The 20086-nt window shown below is 54.0% G+C and carries 19 protein-coding genes; 6 read left to right on the top strand and 13 right to left on the bottom strand.

All coding sequences use genetic code 11. The features are described from left to right. The first annotated feature begins 140 nt into the window (after nucleotides 1-140). Nucleotides 141-422, top strand: coding sequence for a YjcB family protein (locus tag FS690_RS07975; RefSeq protein WP_039382023.1), 282 nt, complete (start codon nucleotides 141-143; stop codon nucleotides 420-422). Nucleotides 423-474: 52 nt separating this feature from the next. On the opposite strand, the gene FS690_RS07970 is transcribed toward FS690_RS07975, so the two are convergent. Further along, nucleotides 475-1425 carry an ATP-grasp fold amidoligase family protein gene (locus FS690_RS07970; RefSeq protein ID WP_039382021.1) on the bottom strand — a complete coding sequence of 317 codons (951 nt, stop codon included), beginning with the start codon at nucleotides 1423-1425 and terminating at the stop codon, nucleotides 475-477. An 8-nt stretch (nucleotides 1426-1433) separates the two neighbouring features. Beyond that, nucleotides 1434-2690 (bottom strand): polysaccharide biosynthesis C-terminal domain-containing protein, encoded by a 1257-nt coding sequence (locus tag FS690_RS07965; protein WP_039382019.1) that lies wholly within the window; start codon nucleotides 2688-2690, stop codon nucleotides 1434-1436. A 527-nt stretch (nucleotides 2691-3217) separates the two neighbouring features. Here FS690_RS07965 and FS690_RS07960 point away from each other — a divergent pair. Next, on the top strand, nucleotides 3218-3613 hold the full coding sequence (locus FS690_RS07960) for a transposase (protein ID WP_039382017.1): 396 nt from the start codon (nucleotides 3218-3220) through the stop codon (nucleotides 3611-3613). Nucleotides 3614-4821: 1208 nt separating this feature from the next. Here the strand turns inward: FS690_RS07960 and FS690_RS07955 are convergent. Further along, nucleotides 4822-5382: a single-stranded DNA-binding protein gene (locus FS690_RS07955; RefSeq protein WP_039382009.1), complete on the bottom strand. Its 561-nt coding sequence runs from the start codon at nucleotides 5380-5382 to the stop codon at nucleotides 4822-4824. A 226-nt stretch (nucleotides 5383-5608) separates the two neighbouring features. Between FS690_RS07955 and uvrA the strand changes: the two genes are divergently transcribed. Beyond that, nucleotides 5609-8437 carry an excinuclease ABC subunit UvrA gene (gene uvrA, locus FS690_RS07950; protein ID WP_145339367.1) on the top strand — a complete coding sequence of 943 codons (2829 nt, stop codon included), beginning with the start codon at nucleotides 5609-5611 and terminating at the stop codon, nucleotides 8435-8437. 258 nt (nucleotides 8438-8695) lie between these two features. After that, on the top strand, nucleotides 8696-9760 hold the full coding sequence (locus FS690_RS07945; RefSeq protein ID WP_039382002.1) for an NAD(P)-dependent alcohol dehydrogenase: 1065 nt from the start codon (nucleotides 8696-8698) through the stop codon (nucleotides 9758-9760). A 4-nt stretch (nucleotides 9761-9764) separates the two neighbouring features. On the opposite strand, the gene FS690_RS07940 is transcribed toward FS690_RS07945, so the two are convergent. The 6 genes from FS690_RS07940 to dnaB form a co-directional block, all read right to left on the bottom strand. Beyond that, nucleotides 9765-10115, bottom strand: a complete 351-nt coding sequence (locus FS690_RS07940) for an MmcQ/YjbR family DNA-binding protein (RefSeq protein ID WP_039381999.1) — start codon at nucleotides 10113-10115, stop codon at nucleotides 9765-9767. Nucleotides 10116-10118: 3 nt separating this feature from the next. Then, nucleotides 10119-10535: a secondary thiamine-phosphate synthase enzyme YjbQ gene (locus FS690_RS07935; RefSeq protein ID WP_071668448.1), complete on the bottom strand. Its 417-nt coding sequence runs from the start codon at nucleotides 10533-10535 to the stop codon at nucleotides 10119-10121. A gap of 150 nt (nucleotides 10536-10685) precedes the next feature. Further along, a complete protein-coding gene (locus FS690_RS07930; protein ID WP_108570134.1) occupies nucleotides 10686-11879 on the bottom strand; it encodes an amino acid aminotransferase in 1194 nt (397 codons plus the stop codon). Nucleotides 11880-11926: 47 nt separating this feature from the next. Continuing rightward, the gene (locus FS690_RS07925) at nucleotides 11927-12541 is read right to left on the bottom strand and encodes a YitT family protein (protein WP_039381991.1); all 615 of its coding nucleotides are present in this window, start codon (nucleotides 12539-12541) and stop codon (nucleotides 11927-11929) included. Between the two features lie 228 nt (nucleotides 12542-12769). Further along, entirely contained in the window at nucleotides 12770-13261 is a 492-nt protein-coding gene (locus FS690_RS07920) for an Lrp/AsnC family transcriptional regulator (RefSeq protein WP_039381989.1), read from the bottom strand. Between the two features lie 128 nt (nucleotides 13262-13389). After that, complete coding sequence (gene dnaB, locus FS690_RS07915; RefSeq protein ID WP_039381986.1) at nucleotides 13390-14796, bottom strand: replicative DNA helicase; 1407 nt, start codon at nucleotides 14794-14796, stop codon at nucleotides 13390-13392. Nucleotides 14797-14869: 73 nt separating this feature from the next. Between dnaB and FS690_RS07910 the strand changes: the two genes are divergently transcribed. Beyond that, nucleotides 14870-15853, top strand: coding sequence for a quinone oxidoreductase (locus tag FS690_RS07910; RefSeq protein ID WP_039381983.1), 984 nt, complete (start codon nucleotides 14870-14872; stop codon nucleotides 15851-15853). Between the two features lie 180 nt (nucleotides 15854-16033). On the opposite strand, the gene pspG is transcribed toward FS690_RS07910, so the two are convergent. The 3 genes from pspG to FS690_RS07895 all read right to left on the bottom strand — a co-directional run bounded on the left by pspG (nucleotide 16034) and on the right by FS690_RS07895 (nucleotide 18827). Next, entirely contained in the window at nucleotides 16034-16297 is a 264-nt protein-coding gene (pspG, locus tag FS690_RS07905) for an envelope stress response protein PspG (protein WP_039381981.1), read from the bottom strand. 181 nt (nucleotides 16298-16478) lie between these two features. Next, nucleotides 16479-17474 (bottom strand): tRNA dihydrouridine(20/20a) synthase DusA, encoded by a 996-nt coding sequence (dusA, locus tag FS690_RS07900; protein ID WP_071668450.1) that lies wholly within the window; start codon nucleotides 17472-17474, stop codon nucleotides 16479-16481. 90 nt (nucleotides 17475-17564) lie between these two features. Further along, nucleotides 17565-18827 carry a conjugal transfer protein TraF gene (locus FS690_RS07895; protein WP_166714333.1) on the bottom strand — a complete coding sequence of 421 codons (1263 nt, stop codon included), beginning with the start codon at nucleotides 18825-18827 and terminating at the stop codon, nucleotides 17565-17567. Between the two features lie 388 nt (nucleotides 18828-19215). Here FS690_RS07895 and zur point away from each other — a divergent pair, with 388 nt between their 5' ends. Further along, entirely contained in the window at nucleotides 19216-19737 is a 522-nt protein-coding gene (zur, locus tag FS690_RS07890) for a zinc uptake transcriptional repressor Zur (protein WP_071668451.1), read from the top strand. 50 nt (nucleotides 19738-19787) lie between these two features. Here zur and FS690_RS07885 read toward each other — a convergent pair whose 3' ends face one another. Continuing rightward, nucleotides 19788-20000: a CsbD family protein gene (locus FS690_RS07885; RefSeq protein ID WP_071668452.1), complete on the bottom strand. Its 213-nt coding sequence runs from the start codon at nucleotides 19998-20000 to the stop codon at nucleotides 19788-19790. Nucleotides 20001-20086: the final 86 nt, after the last annotated feature.

Genomic DNA, 20086 nt, shown 5'->3' with positions numbered 1-20086 from the left:
TCAAAAATTCAAATCCGCTGATATAATGTGATCCAAATCACACTCAATCCGACGTGAGAGCGTTTCCTGACGCGCTCTTTGCCGTCAGTGATGTCCGGTTAATGTCAGGGATATCACTGATTCGAAGAGGTTTTGCGTTAATGGCTACGTTAACAACCAGTTTACTGGTAATGCGCTGGGGTATTCTGAGCGCCGTTCTGATGTTTCTCGCCAGCTCAATGAAAATAAAACTGCGGCAAAAGAGCCATCCGATTATGGCGCTGCTGTGTGGCGGTCTGGGCGTGGGGATGTCGTGCTGGTTTGTGACCGGACTGCTGGGTATTACGCTGAGCATGGAGAACGTGCACAACTTTATGCAGATTGGCAAACAGGCTTTTATCGATGTGATGAGTCAGGCGCCGACTGAGTGGCCAATTCCCTGAATAGTATGCATAAAAAACCCCGCGCTGCGGGGTTCTTTATATTGCTGTGCGATCAAATTTTCTTCAACACGGCGGGAATACCGACTTCCGCAACCGAAACGCCCGGTCTCTTCGTACCGCGACGATCCTGAATCCACATATCACCCATCATCTGGTCCAGCCCGCGGTCCAGACCCGTTACCAGTCCGGCACCCGGCGTGAAGGTCAGCTCACCAAAGTAGATCTCTTCACCGTGGATATACCAGTCAACGCGGACATAGTCGAAATCGCTGGCCAGCGTCTTGCTCAGCGCCAGCGCCTTCTGCAGCTGCGGCAGAATAGGCTCAACATCCAGACCGGTATCGCGGATTTTATGATACGCCTCGTTCAGATTGTTGACGTAAAAGTTCATCGACAACAGCGGGTTGCAGCGGTTGTAGATCACCTGCAGCACATATTCAAAACTGCCATCGCGCTTATTGAACATGTGAAATTTGTAGTCAATCGGCGCACTTTTGCCATCGCCAATGTACTGCTCTACCAGAATCCGCGGCTTGATGTAGCGATAGTGGATCTCACGCGCTTCATTAGCGAAGTCCGTTTTCAGCCAGCGATGACAGTCGCTGATGATCTGCTGCTTCTTCAGCGCATCCGGCTCTTCCAGCAGGATCTCAACCATGTTGGAACCATGGTTAGGCTTGATCACAGTATTCTTCCACTGCGACAGCGTGTGAAGCGAATGCGGATCGCTGGTCTCGTAAACCAGCGGGATCAGATACTCACTGCCTACCTTCTCAGCAATGTATTCGCGTACTGAATACTTGTCCGACAGGCGACCATAGATTTGATAGTCGCCATACACAAATTTGCGATACAGCACCTTCTCGTTAAACACCTTTGGCTCGCGCAGATTAGGCAGCTTACGGAATTTACGGAAGTAGTAGATGCGATCCTGCGTAGCCCAGGGCATCTTCTTGATAAAATACTGAACGCTTCTTCTGAGTTCTTCTTTCAACCTGAGCATATCTGACCTCATTTGTAGGTTTTGTAGTTGAGTGAGGAAACCTGAATTTTTTGAATGACGCCGTTTTTAAAGAAGTAATTCATTACGGTAAGGGAGAGCAGCTCAGTGATGAAGACGCTCCAGGCGGCACCCATAATGCCGTACCCCTGGATCAGCCACCATGAGAGCGGCAGGCTGATAACCATCAGGCAGAGGATCTTCTTCAGCAGATAGTTAAACCCGCCCTCTTTGACCATGTAGCGGTAAGCTACGGTCCCCATTGCCGAAAAGCAGGTTGCTAACGACAGTAACGTAACGAGACTTCCCGATTGTGTGTACTCGTGACCATATAACGCGATGATGATCTTCTCGCCAAACATGGCGATCACCGCCAATAACAGCAATGAAACTCCCATGACATAGCCGTTCAGCCGCGCGGTGAGTTTGATTGCGGCTGCTCCACGCTCACGGAAAATTTCCGAAAAGCAGGAAGTGATGATGGCAACCGGGATAAAAATCCAGGAAGCCGAAATGGTGTTAGCCGCGGCGAACAGGCCCAGATCGCGGGCGGAAGCGATACCGGCCAGAAACATCTGCGCCGCTTTTACCTGCACGGAGATAAAAATGCTGGAGATAGCGAGCGGCAGACCGGCATACATCAGGTAGCGCAGATAGGTAGTGCGTTTCTGCTGCGGCGGCGCAATGTCCTGATGCTCACGGTAAAAATTGATGCGCTTGATGAGATAAGGCACCAGCGTTACCGCCACGATGGATACGGTCAGCCACAGCGGATTGAGATGCAGCCACGCGATGGTAAAGCTCAGCGCGAAGCCAAGCAGCAGTCCCACTGAGTTAGCCAGCGTATTGAGCCGCGACGCGAGACGCGCATTGTTGTAGACGCTAAAAGTGTCCTGCGTTACAAATACCGAGGAGATAAATGAGGCCAGTGCAAATGCGAGAAAATTCTCCTGCATGTTGTACCAGACCCAAATCAAGACCGGAATGGAGGTCAGCAGCAGCAGCGCGAGGCGCATGGTGCGCGCCACGGCCATCAGACGCAGACCTTTAGGCGCACTTTTGCTTATGCGCTTAAACAGGATGGTTTCGGTACCGAAAATCGCCACGGTCTGCACCATGGAGAATAGCGAAGCTGAAAATGCCATCTGGCCAAATATGGTCGGGCCAAACGATTTTGCCACATAGGAGGTGACAAAGATGACGCCGAACACCGAGACGACTTTTTCAGACATCATCCAGACGGCATTAGACATTACGCTCAATTTCATTGACTGGTCCTTAGTATTACTTACAGCAACTGCCTTGCGGTAAAACGTCCTTGAAATGAATTAACAAGCGCTCAGTGGGCCTGACAAAAATTAATAACTTCAAACCAGGCTGGTCCGAAAAATGAGACTCGCGTCAGGATTTAGAAGAGAAATTCAGGAAAATTCTGATTAAATCTGGTGCGAATTTCAGCGGATGTAAACGATTTCAACCCGAATTCGAGACAAAAGTTTACTGGCACGCCCTCTCTTTTTTGCAAGAAAGCTGTACCGAATATCCAATGTTTGTCGTATTTTTCTGCATTTGGGATGGAATGAATCTATATCAAAAAGCCAATGCCAGGAAGATGTTCATTGGCATTCATAATAAAATAAGATTTATCCCATGATGATATTTATTCTAAATATCTTAATTTATCCCTCGCAATTCAAATCGCGCACTTTAATACTGCATTAATACCGTTTTTGCAGTACCAGATATTAATACAGTAATTCTCATCCACTAATTGATAAGAAAGGTAAGAGCATTTATGAGAAAGTCACGATATAGCGAAGAGCAAATCACAAATGCCATTAAAGCTTCTGAAACAGGAGTAAAAGTCAGGGAGATTTGTGAAGAGCTCGGCATTTCAGAGGCTACCTTCTACAGCTGGAAGAAGAAATTTTCAGGCCTTTCTTCTGAAGAAGGAAGAAAGATCAAAGAGTTAGAGGACAAACTACAGAACCTTACCCGCGAACTGCAAACGCTGAGTTCCGATAAAGAGATGCTGCAGAGCGTGCTCAAAAACTTCTTTACCACCAATGAAAAGCGTCAGGCAGTCAACTTTTTGCAGACAACCTTTGATATTGGAACCCGCCGCAGCTGTCGTTTGCTCGACATCAGCCGCAGCGTTTACCACTATCCGTCAGGTTCGGAAAATCGCTAATAGTTGTAAGGCCGCTGTTATTTGACTAAATGCTGAGATTTGTTCTTACCAGAAGAGATGAAGATCATTTAATCCGGCGTTCACAATATAACAATTCGCACCTCTTTTTCCTGATGAGTAATGGCAGGAAAATGCTTCTTTTTTTGCGGTAAAATTGATTCACACCAGCAAAAGTCTTGTAGTTTAAGCCATTTAGACGTTGCCCAATCTCATTGCGGTGAGATTGGCGCTTCGTTTATTGCATTAATGCCGCTGTTGCTGGCCTTAAATCACAGTTGTTTTTAGTTAGCACAACTGAACATCTCCTCCGGCTGCACCACTTTTCCCCTCTCATTTATCCTGGCCCTGACGGTTGCGCTTAAAAATCGGCGCGTCGCGTGGGATAAACAATTTATGATTTAATTTCTCCAGGAATTTTCCCGCCCAAAAACGTAATGAGCTTTAAACTATGTAAGATAAAAAGCGATATGATCGATAAATAACATTCGGTTATTTGTCGCTGGTTTTAATATTTTTATGCGGAATGTGACCGGGATCATTCTTAACCGCAGCGCTCTCGCTTGATACCTGAATGGTTTTTCTTACCATTAAACAGGGCCATTCTCTGATTAAAACCGGGGGCAGCAGAGCGGTTCCAGCCAATTTTTATTCTCATTTCGTCTCATCAATATGCAACTGCTGCTCTGTTTTGCATAAAAAACAGACGTCCTGACACATTTATCATCGGGGTAAGCACGCCATAGCAGCCGGGCTTTATGTCAAAAGGTGATTAAAAGACAACCTGTCTGCCTGCTCAGGAGCATATAGCAGCGGATGTGCAGGCGATAAGGCGGGTAAATCAGGCAAAAGCGGGTGGGCTAAATTCTTAAAAACGCCGGTATAACGCTACAAATCAACGCCGGTTGGACATCGCTGGCCGTGGTCACAGAATGAGGAGGCATGAACGCCAGCAACCTCAGCAAAAGCTGTTAGCGGCATAATAAGCAGAGCAACATCGGCACAGCTTTGGCTGTAAAAAGCGCGTCACGGCTGACAAGCTACCCCGCAGCGTAAACCTGCCGGGCTGACGCTACGGCACCGTGCTAAACGCCCGTCATCTTCAGGCTAAGAATGCGCTGCAGTCAGAGCACTCTGCTGCATGGCAAAGGTTGCTGCATTTCATCAAAAAAAAAGCCTCGCAGGCGAGGCTTTTTTAACGAAACAGAGAATCAGAACGGGATATCGTCGTCGAAATCCATTGGCGGTTCGTTGTTCGCCGGTGCGCTCTGCTGCTGTGGACGCTGCTGCGCGCCGCCGCTGAACTGATTGCCGCCCTGAGACTGCTGCTGCTGCGGCTGCTGTGGCTGACCCCAGCCGTTGTTATTTCCGCCGCCGCTCTGGCCGCCCATCGGTGCGCCACCTGCATTCGCACCGCCCTGCTGACGTCCGCCCAGCATCTGCATGGTGCCGCCTACGTTGACAACAACCTCGGTGGTATATTTTTCCTGACCGCTCTGATCCTGCCACTTGCGCGTACGCAGCTGACCTTCAATATAGACCTGTGAGCCTTTACGCAGATATTCGCCGGCAACTTCAGCCAGTTTGCCAAACAGCACAACGCGGTGCCATTCGGTGTTCTCTTTGTTTTCACCGGTCTGCTTGTCACGCCAGCTTTCAGACGTGGCCAGCGTGAAGTTGGCTACAGCGCCACCGTTTGGCATGAAACGCACTTCCGGATCCTGACCCAGATTCCCGACAAGAATCACTTTGTTTACGCCACGACTGGCCATGTTGCTCTCTCCCGATGAGTTGATGCTATAAGTCTAAACGACAAAGTTTAACACGTCCTGATCTATGATGGATACTTTGGAGCGTGCTTCCAGTTTTGCGTCTCTAGTGTACCAAAGGATAAAACTACTGGATATTTATTCAGGTTATTTTTTGTGCCATAATGATGCGTTTCTATCCGTTATGCTTTGCTGGCATAGCGGGTGTAGTTCAATCCGGGAAAGGTGAATGGATAAGATCGAAGTCCGCGGTGCTCGCACCCACAATCTGAAAAATATTAACCTGATCATTCCACGCGATAAGCTGATCGTTGTCACCGGTCTCTCAGGTTCCGGGAAGTCATCGCTGGCGTTTGATACGCTCTATGCCGAAGGTCAGCGGCGCTATGTAGAGTCCCTCTCTGCTTACGCGCGCCAGTTTCTCTCGCTGATGGAGAAGCCGGATGTCGATCACATCGAAGGCCTGTCGCCCGCCATTTCCATTGAGCAGAAATCGACTTCGCATAACCCGCGCTCGACGGTGGGTACTATTACTGAAATCCACGACTACCTGCGCCTGCTGTTTGCCCGCGTGGGTGAGCCGCGCTGTCCCGATCACGACGTCGCGCTTGCGGCGCAGACCGTAAGCCAGATGGTGGATCAGGTGCTGGCGCAGGAAGAGGGTCGCCGCCTGATGCTGCTGGCACCGGTGGTGAAAGATCGCAAAGGTGAGCACACCAAAACGCTGGAAAACCTGGCGGCGCAGGGTTACATCCGTGCCCGCATCGATGGCGAAGTGTGCGATCTCTCCGATCCGCCGAAACTTGAGCTGCAGAAAAAGCACACTATTGAAGTCGTCATCGATCGTTTTCGCGTGCGCGACGATCTCGCGACACGTCTGGCGGAGTCGTTTGAAACCACGCTTGAACTCAGCGGCGGCACCGCGATCGTGGCGGACATGGACGATCCTGACAGCGAAGAGATGCTCTTCTCCGCCAACTTCGCCTGCCCGATCTGCGGCTACAGCATGCGTGAGCTGGAACCGCGCCTGTTTTCGTTCAACAACCCGGCCGGCGCCTGTCCGACCTGTGACGGCCTTGGCGTGCAGCAATACTTCGATTCCGATCGCGTGGTGCAGAACCCTGAGCTGTCGCTGGCGGGCGGTGCGATTCGCGGCTGGGATCGCCGCAACTTCTACTATTTCCAGATGCTGCGCTCGCTCGCTGAGCATCTCGATTTTGACGTAGAGGCGCCGTTCAGCAGCCTGAGCGACAAAGCGCGTCAGGTGATCCTGTATGGCTCGGGCAAAGAGAATATTGAATTCAAATATATCAACGATCGCGGTGACACTTCCGTGCGGCGTCATCCGTTTGAAGGGGTGCTGCATAATATGGAGCGCCGTTATAAAGAGACGGAGTCCAATGCGGTGCGCGAAGAGCTGGCGAAGTTTATCAGCAACCGCGCCTGCACCAGCTGTCACGGTACCCGCCTGCGCCGCGAAGCGCGCCACGTATTTGTTGAAGATACCAATCTGCCTACCATCTCTGAAATGAGTATTGGTCATGCGATGGAGTTTTTCACCAACCTTAAATTGAGCGGCCAGCGCGCAAAAATTGCTGAGAAAGTCCTGAAAGAGATCGGCGATAGGCTGAGTTTCCTGGTCAACGTCGGCCTGAACTATCTCTCCATGTCACGTTCGGCTGAAACGCTCTCCGGCGGCGAGGCGCAGCGTATTCGTCTGGCCAGCCAGATTGGCGCGGGCCTGGTTGGCGTCATGTACGTTCTTGATGAGCCCTCTATCGGGTTACACCAGCGCGATAACGAACGCCTGCTCTCGACCCTGATCCACCTGCGCGATCTCGGCAATACCGTGATTGTGGTAGAGCATGACGAAGACGCGATCAGAGCGGCTGACCATATCATTGATATCGGTCCGGGCGCGGGCGTGCACGGCGGACAGATAGTGGCTGAAGGTGATGTACACGCCATTATGGCGCATGAAGAGTCGCTGACCGGCCAGTTCCTGAGCGGCAAGCGCGAAATCGCAGTGCCGGCCGAGCGGGTGAAAGGCGATCCGGCTAAAGTGCTGAAGCTCACCGGCGCGCACGGCAATAACCTGAAGGATGTGACGCTGACGCTGCCGGTTGGCCTGTTTACCTGCATCACCGGCGTCTCCGGCTCCGGGAAATCAACGCTTATCAACGATACGCTTTTCCCGATCGCGCAGCAGCAGCTTAACGGTGCAACCAGCGGTGAAGCGGCACCTTATCGTGAGATCGCCGGCCTTGAACACTTCGATAAAGTGATCGACATCGATCAAAGCCCGATCGGGCGTACGCCACGATCTAACCCGGCGACCTATACCGGCATTTTTACGCCGGTGCGTGAACTCTTTGCCGGTGTGCCGGAGTCGCGCTCGCGCGGCTACAATCCGGGCCGCTTCAGCTTTAACGTGCGCGGCGGACGCTGTGAAGCGTGCCAGGGCGATGGCGTGATCAAAGTGGAAATGCACTTCCTGCCCGACATCTATGTGCCGTGCGATCAGTGTAAAGGCAAGCGCTATAACCGCGAAACGCTGGAGATCAAGTACAAAGGCAAAAGCATTCACGAAGTGCTGGAGATGACGATTGAAGAAGCGCGCGACTTCTTTGAAGCGGTCCCGGCGCTGGCACGCAAGCTGCAGACGCTGATGGATGTCGGCCTCTCCTATATCCGTCTCGGCCAGTCCGCCACCACGCTCTCCGGTGGTGAGGCGCAGCGCGTCAAGCTGGCGCGTGAGCTGTCGAAGCGCGGTACCGGACAGACGCTCTATATTCTGGATGAGCCGACCACCGGCCTGCACTTTGCCGATATTGCGCAGCTGCTGGAAGTCCTGCATCAGCTGCGTAATCAGGGCAATACCATTGTGGTGATTGAGCATAATCTGGATGTGATTAAAACCGCAGACTGGATCGTGGATCTGGGTCCCGAAGGCGGCAGCGGCGGCGGTGAGATCCTGGTCGCCGGTACGCCGGAAACCGTGGCAGAGTGTGAAAAGTCACATACCGCACGCTTCCTGAAACCGATGCTGAAGAAGTAAGCCTTTTCTGTCTGCGCCTTTACCATTATCAGGCCGCCCTCCGGGGCGGCTTTTTATTTGCCGGTTATTCAGACGTGCCTGATTACGCAACAAAATGCAGAAACAGGCAAGAATCAGACAACTTCAGGCATGGTCGCATCCAGGCGAGCTGACTACGCTTATAGCGGTCTGCTTGCAACGCTGCCTCAGCGTTGCGGCCTTTCGAACTCCGTAAGGCGTTTGCATACCCTACTCACGACACATCCGACTGGAGACACCATGAATATTACCCATGCCTGGGCTGCACAGGACGCCAAATCAAAACTCGCCCCGTTCGACTACAAACCGCGCGAACTGCGTGAGCATGATGTGGAGATTGAAGTGCTCTATTGCGGCGTCTGCCACTCCGATCTGCACCAGGCGCGCAACGAATGGAACAACACAATTTTTCCGGTCGTACCGGGCCATGAAATTGTCGGTCGCGTAACCGCCGTGGGCGCGCACAGCCATAAATATCAGCCCGGTGACCTGGTGGGCGTTGGCTGTATGGTTGACTCCTGCCGCAGCTGTCCGAGCTGTCAGGAAGGGCTGGAGCAGTATTGCGAAGAGGGCATGACAGGCACCTACAACGGCCAGGATCGCGAAACCGGCGCGGTCACCTACGGTGGCTACTCCACCAGCATGGTGGTCAACGAAGATTTTGTGCTGCGCGTGCCGGAAAACCTCGACCTGGCAGGCGTTGCGCCGCTGCTGTGCGCGGGGATCACCACCTATTCGCCGCTGCGCCACTGGAATGTCGGGCCGGGCAAAAAAGTGGGTATCGTAGGCCTCGGCGGCCTGGGCCATATGGGGGTGAAAATTGCCCATGCGATGGGCGCGCAGGTCGTGCTGTTTACGACATCGCCATCAAAAGTCGAAGATGGCAAACGTCTTGGCGCTGATGAAGTGGTGATATCTAAAGATGCCGATCAGATGGCGGCCCACGCTAACAGTTTCGATTTTATTCTGAACACGGTAGCCGCACAGCACGATCTCAACCCGTTTATCACCCTGCTGAAGCGTGATGGCAATATGACGCTGGTCGGTGTGCCCGAGCACGATCATCCGGCACCTCAGGTGGTTAACCTGATTTTCAAACGCCGCAGTGTCTCTGGCTCGCTGATCGGCGGCATCGCTGAAACGCAGGAGATGCTCGATTTCTGTGGCAAGCACGGCATCACCTCAGACATTGAACTGATTGCCATGGATCAAATTAATGAGGCGTATGAGCGCATGCTGAAAAGCGATGTAAAATATCGCTTTGTCATCGATATCAATACCCTGCGCGATACGCCTGCGGCGTAACGGCTCAGGCGTTGTGCTGGCTGGCGCCCGCCGCGTGCGTGGCGTCGGCCTGCTGGTAAGAGGCGTCAACCAGATAGTAAATCTGCGAATCCTTCAGCGATCCATCCAGCCACAGCGTGCTCCAGCAGGATTTATTCAGGTATTCGCTGGGAAAGACGTCGCTGTGCTCTTCACGCAACAGTTCAGCCAGTGCGGGAGAGGTTTTCAGCGTCACCGCCGGCCGCCCTGCTTTCTCATAAAGCATGGCAAACAGCACACCGTGGCTCTTAATCTGCGTTGCATCCCACGCCTCTTTAATGTCCTGTTCTGCGGCGGGTTTGCTCATGCAGTAGGTCAATAGCTCAGAAATCGTCATTGGTTATTCCCCTTGTAAAGTCGCGACGATGCGTCTGGCACCGCCCTGTATGCGATGTTCGCCCAGCCAGATGCCCTGCCAGGTCCCCAGCATCAGCCGCCCGCGACTGACCGGCAGCAGCAGTGAAACGCCCAGCAGTGACGACTTGATATGGGCAGGCATATCGTCTGCGCCTTCATAATCGTGCTGCCACCCTGCGTTTTCAGGCACCTGGCGTAAGAAATGCTGCTCCATGTCGCTGCGCACGGTGGGATCGCAGTTTTCATTCAGCGTCAGCGACGCGGAGGTATGCTGTAACAGCAGATGCAGCTGGCCGATGCGCACGCCATTGAGGCCGTTAAGCTGGCTTAAGATCTCATCGGTAATGAGGTGAAACCCGCGCGCTTTTGCGCTCAGGGTGAGGGTCTGTTGCTGCCACATAGCAAAGTCCTAAAAAAACAGGTCTCTTAAGTGTGCAGCATGTTGGCGAAAGGTAAACCCTGCCGCAGGAAAAAGCATCAGCCTGCCTGGCAGACGCAAAAAAAAACCATCCGCATTAAAACGGATGGTTCGTGGTGTCGCGTCCGACGGTTACATAACGGCAGCAAACGCCTCTGCAACGCGTTTAACGTTACTGCGGTTCAGACCAGCAACGCACATACGCCCGCTGGCGATAAGATAGATCCCGAACTCATCGCGCAGGCGATCAACCTGCTGTGCGCTGAGACCGGTGTAGCTGAACATACCGCGCTGCTTCAGCAGATAGTCGACATTTTTACCCGGCAGAATTGCCTGCAGCTCGCTGACCAGCGCCTGGCGCATCTCCGCAATACGCAGGCGCATCGCTTCAACTTCTGCCAGCCACATGTTCAGTAATGCGGCATCATTCAGCACGCAGGAGACTACCTGCGCACCAAAATTTGGCGGACTGGAGTAGTTGCGGCGCACGGTGGCTTTCAGCTGACCCAGCACCCGTCCCGCTTCTTCAGCGCTGTCGCAGACCACAGAGAGCCCGCCCACGCGCTCGCCATAGAGCGAGAAAATCTTGGAAAATGAGTTGCTCACCAGCGCCGGCAGACCCGCGGCTGCGATAGCGCGAATGGCGTAAGCATCCTCTTCCATTCCTGCACCAAAGCCCTGATAGGCGATATCGAGGAACGGGATCAGCTCCTGCGCTTTCAGCACGGCGGTGGTCTCATCCCACTGGGCGTCAGTGAGATCGGCGCCGGTCGGGTTATGGCAGCAGGGATGCAGCAGCACAATGGCATGCTTCGGCAGCGATTTCAGGCAGCGGATAAATGCGTCAAACTTAACGCCGTTGGTCTCAGCATCGTACCAGGGGTAGGTGTTTACCGCGAAGCCCGCGCCGTTAAAAATCGCTACGTGATTTTCCCAGGTCGGATCGCTGACCCAGACCTCTGAGTGCGGAAAATAGCGCTTCAGAAAATCAGCCCCCACTTTCAGCGCACCGGAACCACCCAGCGTCTGAATAGACGCGATGCGTCCCGCTTTCAGCACCGGGTGTTCGTGACCAAACAGCAGCGGCGCAATGGCGTTGCGGTAAGGGCCTAAACCTTCCATCGGCAGATAGAGTGATGCCTGATGCGGCTGCGCCTGCAGACGCTCTTCAGCTGCCGCAACGGCCTGCAGCTGCGGAACGATCCCTGCTTCGTTGTAGAACAGGCCGATACTGAGATTGACTTTATGCGCGCGCGGATCTTGTTTGTAGGTTTCCATCAGCGACAGAATCGGATCGCCGGCGTAGGCATCAACGTTTTGAAACACGGTGCAGATCTCCATAAAAATGCATGAGTAAGCGTAAGACGGCGCTTTTATACCTGATAGCGGCCAGGACGATGGTTCAGCGCAATGATAAGGTTGAGGATCGCCGCGCCCGCAACAGAGGCCAGCAGCATCGGTAGCGGTACGACAAACAGCGAGGCGCATACCACACAGGTATCAACCATCATCTGTAGCTTCCCGGCACGCAGACCGGTGCGATCCTGCAGCCAGAGCGCCAGAATATTGATACCACCCAGGCTGGCTTTGTGACGAAACAACACTATAAACCCGATCCCCATGACCACGTTACCGAACAGTGTCGCATAAAAAGGATTTAATGCCGAAAAGTGGATAAACAGCGGATGCAGCTGTGTGAACAGGGAAACCAGCGCCACGGCACCAAAGGTTTTGCAGGTAAACTCCCACCCCATGCGGCGTATCGCCAGCCAGTAAAACGGCAGATTGATGGCAAAAAAGGCGGCGCCGAAAGAGGAGGATGAAAGGTAGCTGATTAAAAACGCGATACCGGCCGTTCCGCCGGTCAGCGCGCCCGCCTGCTTCAGCAGCATGACGCCAAATGAGACCATCAGCGTTCCCAGCACGATAGCCAGCGCATCTTCGATACGGGAGTGAGGAGCCGCCACTGGCTGAGCGATGTTGTCCATCAGGAGTTCTCTGTGCAAATAAAAGCGATATAGCTGCAAAAAACGCACCACTCCGGCCTCGCTGCTGCTTAGCCGGAGGGTGCCAGCGAATATCCCATTGATATCTAAGGCGCTTTATTGCACAGTTTTATGCATGAATCAGAATAAAACCGTTGATTCATGCACAAATTCGGTCTTAATCGCGAGAAATAAGCAGAGAGAGGGAGTCTGATGCACTTTTATGGCGCATTATGCACCTTTATGGCGCACTTTGTGCGCAGGCTTCATCATCAGGCCATTCTCTTTCAGCCGGTTGAGTACCACCGCCGTTTTAACGTGCGACACGCTCTGATGGCCCGCCACCAGCTGGCTGATCAGCGCGCTCAGCGAGGCGAGATCGGCCACCGCCACTTTCAGCAGATAGTCAGCGTCTCCGGTGGTTTTAAACGCGTCAACAATGGCGGGTTCTGCTTCTACCATCTGCAAAAAGTTATCTTCGTAATCGGGCGTATGGTTTTTCAGCCGCACTTCAATCAGTCCGACCATGCCGAGACCCACCGCATCAGGCGACAGCCGGGCATGATAGCCAAGGATTAAATTCGCCTGTTCAAGGTTGATGCGGCGGCGTGAGCATTGTGATGCGGATAACCCCACCAGATCGCTCAGTTCCTGATTGGTAAGACGGCCGTTAGATTGTAATAGCGTCAATATCTTAAGATCGTAATCATCTACCTGCGTCATTCTGATCCCACAGCGTTGTCACATTCGCTTTGGCACAGATAACCTGATAGCGGGTCGCCTTGTCCAACACTATTTTCTGATGACGTGAGATGCATGCACAAAACGTGCATGCAGTGGCAGGCAAAGGCTTATTCGTCGTCGTATTGCGGGCCGGCGTAGTTGTCAAAGCGCGACCACTGGCCGTTGAAGGTAAGACGCACGGTACCGATCGGCCCGTTACGCTGCTTGCCGATGATGATCTCAGCGATGCCTTTCAGATCGCTGTTTTCGTGATAAACCTCATCGCGGTAGATAAACATGATCAGGTCAGCATCCTGCTCGATCGATCCTGATTCACGCAGATCGGAGTTAACCGGACGTTTGTCGGCGCGCTGCTCCAGTGAACGGTTTAGCTGCGACAGCGCCACGACCGGCACATTCAGCTCTTTGGCCAGCGCTTTCAATGAACGCGAAATTTCGGCGATCTCCAGCGTACGGTTCTCGGAGTGCGACGGCACGCGCATCAGCTGCAGATAGTCGATCATGATCATGCTCAGACCGCCATTTTCGCGGAACACGCGGCGGGCACGCGAGCGTACTTCGGTTGGCGTCAGGCCGGAAGAGTCATCAATAAAGATGTTTTTCTTCTCCAGCAGAATACCCATCGTGGCGGAGATGCGCGCCCAGTCCTCATCTTCCAGCTGGCCGGTACGAATACGCGTCTGGTCCACGCGCGACAGGGATGCCAGCATACGCATCATCAGCTGCTCGCTGGGCATCTCCAGACTGAAGATCAGCACCGGTTTCTCATTGAGCATCGCGGCGTTTTCGCACAGGTTCATGGCGAACGTGGTTTTACCCATTGAGGGACGCGCCGCCACGATAATCAGATCGGACCCCTGCAGGCCGGCCGTTTTTTTGTTCAGATCCTGATAGCCGGTATCTACGCCGGTTACGCCATCGTGCGGCGTTGAGACCAGCGCTTCAATACGGGACACGGTGGCTTCAAGGATCTGCTCAATGTTCTGCGGGCCGTCATCTTTATTCGCGCGCTGCTCGGCGATTTTAAAGACGTTGGATTCGGCAAAGTCGAGCAGATCTTCACTGCTCCGCCCCTGCGGATCGTAACCGGCGTCGGCAATCTGATTGGCAACCGCGATCATCTCACGCACTACCGCACGTTCGCGCACGATATCTGCATAGGCGCCGATGTTAGCCGCACTTGGCGTATTTTTCGCGAGTTCGGCCAGATAGGCAAAGCCGCCCGCCATCTCCAGCTCGCCGCGCGTTTCCAGCGACTCTGACAGCGTGATCAGGTCGATAGGCTGGCCCAGCTCCAGCAGCCGCTGCATCTCAGCAAAAATCATGCGGTGTGAGCGGTTAAAAAAATCGTCTGCGACAACGCGCTCAGAGACGTTGTCCCAGCGCTCGTTGTCCAGCATCAACCCACCCAGCACCGACTGCTCCGCTTCTATGGAGTGCGGCGGCATTTTTACGCCTTCCAGCTGCCGATCGCGGGGTTCGTTCGATTTGTTGGTGGGTTTGTTTCCTGCCATAGTGAATGCATTACCGATCGTGAAAGGGACGCGCAAGTATACCGCCCCCGGATGAACATTCACAGGAGTCAGCATGGCAAAGCGTATTCAGTTCAGTCAGCACGGTGGCCCGGAGGTTTTGCAGTGGGCAGATTTTGATCCTGCCGATCCGGCTGAGCATGAGGTGCAGGTAGAAAACCGGGCGATAGGCATCAACTATATCGACACCTATGTGCGCAGCGGGCTCTACCCGGTTTCAGCCTTTCCTTCCGGACTCGGTACCGAAGCGGCAGGCGTGGTCAGCAAAGTGGGCGCAGCGGTCACGCGTTTTCAGCCTGGCGATCGGGTGGTTTACTGTCAGGCCGCTCTGGGCGCTTACAGTGAACTTCACAACGTTGCGGAAGAGCGGCTGGCGCTGCTGCCGGAGAGTATCTCTTTTGAAACGGCGGCTGCCTCATTTCTCAAAGGGCTGACGGTCCAGTATCTGCTGCGACAAACCTGGAAAGTCAAAGCGGATGAGACGTTTCTGTTTCATGCTGCCGCAGGCGGTGTGGGTCTGATTGCCTGCCAGTGGGCCAAAGCGCTGGGTGCACATCTTATCGGCACGGTGGGTTCTGCCGAAAAAGCGCAGATTGCCAAAGCGGCTGGCGCATGGGCCACCATCAACTATCGCGAAGAGGATATTGCACAGCGCGTCAGCGAACTGACGCAGGGGAAAAAAGTGGCCGTGGTGTATGACTCTGTCGGTAAGGATACCTGGGAACCATCGCTCGACTCTCTGCAGCGCCACGGGCTGCTGGTCAGCTTTGGCAACGCTTCCGGCCCGGTAACCGGCGTGGATTTAGGAATTCTTAATAAGAAAGGCTCTCTGTTTGTCACCCGCCCGTCGCTGTTTGGCTATATCACAAACCGTGAGGAGCTGGAGCAGGCGAGCAGTGAACTCTTTTCCCTGATAGCCAGCCGCGCCATTCAGGTAAACGTACCGGAGCAGCAGAAGTTCCCGCTGCGCGATGCCATGCGCGCGCATCAGATACTGGAGAGTCGTGCGACCCAGGGTTCCAGCCTGCTGCTGCCCTGATGCAGGCAAAAAAAGAGGGCTTCCTGAAGGAAGCCCCTGATTCTTTTTTTAGTTCGCGCTGGTGTAGGGACAGCGGTACTGAATCTGTATACGTATAGTGGCAGAAAACATAAGTAAAAAATATGTTTACGTTTTATTTAGCGCCAGCGGAATTCAGCGCTGTGATCTGAGCCGCATTTTTTACCAGCCGCGTCGCTCCATCCTGCTGATTTTTCTCCTGAGCCGGTTCAGTCTGGTGCTGCTACCCGGTGTGGTAACGCTGCGCCAGACCCAGACGGCGACCACGGCCAGCAGCAGCCAGGGTAACAGTTTTATAACAAAGGCAAACAGGCCGGTTAAAAACATCAGCGCGGTGGCAACGGCTAAAGCCGCAATCACCCCCAGCAGGGAAACGCCGGTCAGCAACAGCATTAAAAAGAACCCAAGCACAAATACAATTTCCACGTCTATTCTCCTCTGTCAGGACTCTGCTGACAGATACAATTTTCGTGCCAGAACGGTTAATTTATAAGATATTGATTTAAAAGTATTTATTCAGGGCACTGCGGTAGAAGTGGTGAAAAAAACCAGGTTTCAGGCAAAATAAAACCGCACCATTTCTGCTGCGGTTTTCAGAGCGCGCTGATTACGCTTCCTGGGGGATGCGATCGGCCACCAGCGCCAGCGCGGCTTCCAGCACCCGCACATCAGCACCCGGTTTATGGGCATTTTCGCTCAGATACCGTCGCCACTGACGGGCACCCGGAATACCCTGAAACAGCCCCAGCATATGCCGGGTGACGTGCCCCAGATAAGTGCCCTGCGTCAGTTCCGCTTCGATATAGGGATACATTGAACGCACAACGGCGACCAGATCCACTGCCGGCGTTGTGCGGCCAAAAAGCTCGCGGTCAACCTGCGCCAGCACGGAAGGATTTTGATACGCTTCGCGGCCCATCATCACGCCATCCAGATGCATCAGGTGCGTCTTGGCCTCTTCCAGCGTTTTTACCCCGCCGTTGATCGCCATGGTCAGCGCCGGAAAATCACGTTTTAGCTGATAAACGCGCGGATAGTCCAGCGGCGGGATCTCCCGGTTCTCTTTGGGGCTCAGGCCTGACAGCCAGGCTTTGCGAGCGTGAATGATAAAGGTGTCGCAGCCGCCCCGCTCTGCCACGGTGCCGGTAAAGTCGCGCAGAAACGCGTAGCTGTCCTGCTCATCAATACCGATGCGGGTTTTTACCGTGACCGGAATAGAAACCACATCGCGCATCGCTTTAATGCAGTCAGCCACCAGGTTCGCATCCGCCATCAGGCAGGCACCAAAACGACCGTTCTGTACGCGGTCGGAAGGACAGCCCACGTTAAGGTTGATCTGATCGTAACCGCGCGCTTCAGCCAGTCGGGCACACTGCGCCAGCGCCGCCGGATCGCTGCCGCCCAGCTGCAGCGCAACCGGATGCTCCTCTTCGCTATAGGCAAGGTAATCGCCTTTGCCATGAATAATCGCGCCGGTCGTCACCATTTCGGTATAGAGCAGCGTATCGCCGGTCAGCTTGCGATGAAAATAGCGGCAGTGACGATCGGTCCAGTCGAGCATCGGCGCGATAGAGAAGCGTTGCGAAGAGAAGTTATCAGTCATGAAGCGCAGTAGATCCGGAGTTAAATGATGAGAAACTGCGCAATGATACCACAGCCGTCACGGACGACACAGCCGCCCGTGACAGACCCGTCAGAAGTTAAAGCCGAGCTGTACCATCGCACCCCAGGTACGATCTTTACCGGCGGAGCCCGCGAGATCCAGATGCACCGCATTATTAAACGGCGACAGCCCGAGGCCGGCTGTAACCACATTAACGTCATTTGATTTCAGATCGGCGCGATAGCCTGCCCGCAGTGCCAGCCAGTCGAGCACGCGATATTCCGCGCCTGCGCCCGCATACTGGCTGCTCTCCTGCGACTTAAAGCGTTTGGTTTCCGTCAGGTCCACATCGCCGGTCAGGGTAACCGGCCCGCGCTCCCATGCCAGTCCGGTTGTCACCAGCGGACGGATTTGATAGGTATCGCGATAGCCATTGACGACTTTGGTTTCCAGATCGCGTGAGATCAGGTTCTGCCCGGTCAGACCAAACGTCCAGTTTTCAGCAAACGCGGTTGCGAGACCGGCATCAACGTTAAAGCCGGTGTCTGAACTGCGATAGCGTCCGTTTTTAAGATCGTTTTTATCGTAGTTATAGACGCTGGCGCTGTAGTTATAGAGCCAGGTCTTCTGCAGCTTGGGCGTAATACCGAGCGAGACCGGATGACCGGCAACCGTGAACTCATGCGCCATGGCGATACCATAATCGGTGACCAGCGCTGCCAGTCCGTTCGCGCTGGAGCGCAGGTTATCCTGATCGCCCGGCTGCGGAAACGCCCCGTTTGCCAGACTATCCAGATAATCGATATCGCTCTGAGCCACATTGGCCCGGATATGGGCGGTGCCATAGGCTTTGGTAATAAAAGCAAACGGCAGCGTCGCATTGGGAACGGTGACGGCCAGCGCAACGCCAGCGGTGGCATCCGCTTTGTTACCTTTAAGCCCGCGCAGCTGATCGGCCATATCACCGGCTGCGGCACGCAGTTGCGGTACCGCATTGATGGCGGCAAACGGATCCGAGATGAGATTCGCGTTGATGTTATCAATCACGTCGCGATAGCGATCAACCGTATCGGTGATGTCATCAATGCGATCGACCAGCTTGTCTTTATCCGTCACCTGTAACCCGGCAGAGGGAAAAATAATGCCGGCGTTCTCTTCCGGCTGCGCGCGTGTCATCAGCGCGGGGTTAGCCAGCACGGCAGAGCTCCAGTGCGACGATGCGACACCGGTTCCGCCCATCGCATCATTGCGCGCATCATACCAGGTTCCCGCGGCCAGCGCTGAAGAGGAAACCAGCAGCGCGTTTAAACCAGCAAAATAAGCCACCCGGGCCAGCGTAAAGCGTGTTGTCATCATGAGGCTGCTATCACCTTAAAAAATTATTGAGTGTCGCGTAGGCGAAATAATGGTGTTAACCGCTATTCTGAATGGCGGCTAACGCTTCATTGCTGTGAACTGAAAGGGATAAGCACTGCTGTTCGCAGAATTGGACACAATTGCGTCACACTGCGCTTTTTTTAGCCACTCAGGCGAATTATTGCTCTTATAAGGCCAGTGATAACTTTAGCCTGCCTGAACCATATCGGGAATCTGGTCACTTGCAAAGCAAAAATAGCGCGCTAAACACGCTTAAAATTGCCGGATAAGTGTGATCGACAGCACGCTTCGGCCTGGGCAGGCAAAAACAGCATGGGCGGATGGAGTGTGATAAAATAACATCACCTGTTAGCCGGAGAACATTATGTCAACTCTTACCCCAGCGCAGCTGCTGACCCAGGTCGAGGCGCTCTGTCTCGATCGCGGCGTGCGTCTTACGCCACAGCGTGCCGAAGTACTGCGCCTGATGGCTGAGCAGAAAGGTTCTGTCAGCGCCTACGATCTGCTGGATCAGCTGCGTATGAGTGAGCCTCAGGCGAAGCCGCCCACGATTTACCGCGCCCTCGACTTTTTGCTGGAGCAGGGATTTATCCACCGCGTGGAGTCCAACAACAGCTATGTGGTCTGCCATCATTTCAATGAGCCGGCCCACAGCTCTGTCATGCTGGTTTGCGACAGCTGTGCCGCAGTGAGTGAACAGCAGGCGCACGGCGTGGAAAAAATCATTGCGGGACTGGCTGACCAGGCAAACTTCAGCCTGCGCCATACGGTAATTGAAGCGCACGGCCTGTGCGAAAACTGTGCGGAAATTGCCGCCTGTACACAGCACGCCAGCTGCGCGCACGATCATGAAGCGATGAGTAAAAAACGCGGCAAAAAGGGCTGAGCGCACGCCTGAAGGCATGCGGGCGGGTTATGCTCTGAAGCGGGGTGGCACTAGCTGTGTGGATCGTTGTGCCGGCTTTCCCATTCGTTTACTTCGCGCTCCGCTTCTGCTCTGGCATAGCCGTAGCGCTCCTGAATTTTGCCGATCAGCTGCTCGCGTCTGCCTTCGATCACGCTCAGGTCATCATCGGTCAGCTTGCCCCACTGCTCTTTGCATTTTCCTTTAAACTGTTTCCAGCTGCCACTCGCTTCATCTCTGTTCATTGCATCTCTCCCCGGTTTGCTGAGCCAGACGGTATGCCACCACAGCGCGGGCTGAACCGCCATATAACCCGCGTGCTGTCACGTTA

The sequence above is a fragment of the Pantoea sp. PSNIH1 genome, from assembly GCF_007680655.1.
Taxonomy (GTDB): Bacteria; Pseudomonadota; Gammaproteobacteria; order Enterobacterales; family Enterobacteriaceae; genus Pantoea; species Pantoea eucrina.
Note: the sequence above shows the minus strand (reverse complement) of the source record. Positions and strands in the feature narration are given on the sequence as shown.

Excerpts from the sequence above, each read along its gene's own strand:
- FS690_RS07975 (WP_039382023.1), top strand. The coding sequence starts at position 141 with ATGGCTACGTTAACAACCAGTTTACTGGTAATGCGCTGGGGTATTCTG.
- FS690_RS07970 (WP_039382021.1), bottom strand. The coding sequence starts at position 1,425 with ATGCTCAGGTTGAAAGAAGAACTCAGAAGAAGCGTTCAGTATTTTATC.
- FS690_RS07965 (WP_039382019.1), bottom strand. The coding sequence starts at position 2,690 with ATGAAATTGAGCGTAATGTCTAATGCCGTCTGGATGATGTCTGAAAAA.
- FS690_RS07960 (WP_039382017.1), top strand. The coding sequence starts at position 3,218 with ATGAGAAAGTCACGATATAGCGAAGAGCAAATCACAAATGCCATTAAA.
- FS690_RS07955 (WP_039382009.1), bottom strand. The coding sequence starts at position 5,382 with ATGGCCAGTCGTGGCGTAAACAAAGTGATTCTTGTCGGGAATCTGGGT.
- uvrA (WP_145339367.1), top strand. The coding sequence starts at position 5,609 with ATGGATAAGATCGAAGTCCGCGGTGCTCGCACCCACAATCTGAAAAAT.
- FS690_RS07945 (WP_039382002.1), top strand. The coding sequence starts at position 8,696 with ATGAATATTACCCATGCCTGGGCTGCACAGGACGCCAAATCAAAACTC.
- FS690_RS07940 (WP_039381999.1), bottom strand. The coding sequence starts at position 10,115 with ATGACGATTTCTGAGCTATTGACCTACTGCATGAGCAAACCCGCCGCA.
- FS690_RS07935 (WP_071668448.1), bottom strand. The coding sequence starts at position 10,535 with ATGTGGCAGCAACAGACCCTCACCCTGAGCGCAAAAGCGCGCGGGTTT.
- FS690_RS07925 (WP_039381991.1), bottom strand. The coding sequence starts at position 12,541 with ATGGACAACATCGCTCAGCCAGTGGCGGCTCCTCACTCCCGTATCGAA.
- FS690_RS07920 (WP_039381989.1), bottom strand. The coding sequence starts at position 13,261 with ATGACGCAGGTAGATGATTACGATCTTAAGATATTGACGCTATTACAA.
- dnaB (WP_039381986.1), bottom strand. The coding sequence starts at position 14,796 with ATGGCAGGAAACAAACCCACCAACAAATCGAACGAACCCCGCGATCGG.
- FS690_RS07910 (WP_039381983.1), top strand. The coding sequence starts at position 14,870 with ATGGCAAAGCGTATTCAGTTCAGTCAGCACGGTGGCCCGGAGGTTTTG.
- dusA (WP_071668450.1), bottom strand. The coding sequence starts at position 17,474 with ATGACTGATAACTTCTCTTCGCAACGCTTCTCTATCGCGCCGATGCTC.
- FS690_RS07895 (WP_166714333.1), bottom strand. The coding sequence starts at position 18,827 with ATGACAACACGCTTTACGCTGGCCCGGGTGGCTTATTTTGCTGGTTTA.
- zur (WP_071668451.1), top strand. The coding sequence starts at position 19,216 with ATGTCAACTCTTACCCCAGCGCAGCTGCTGACCCAGGTCGAGGCGCTC.
- FS690_RS07885 (WP_071668452.1), bottom strand. The coding sequence starts at position 20,000 with ATGAACAGAGATGAAGCGAGTGGCAGCTGGAAACAGTTTAAAGGAAAA.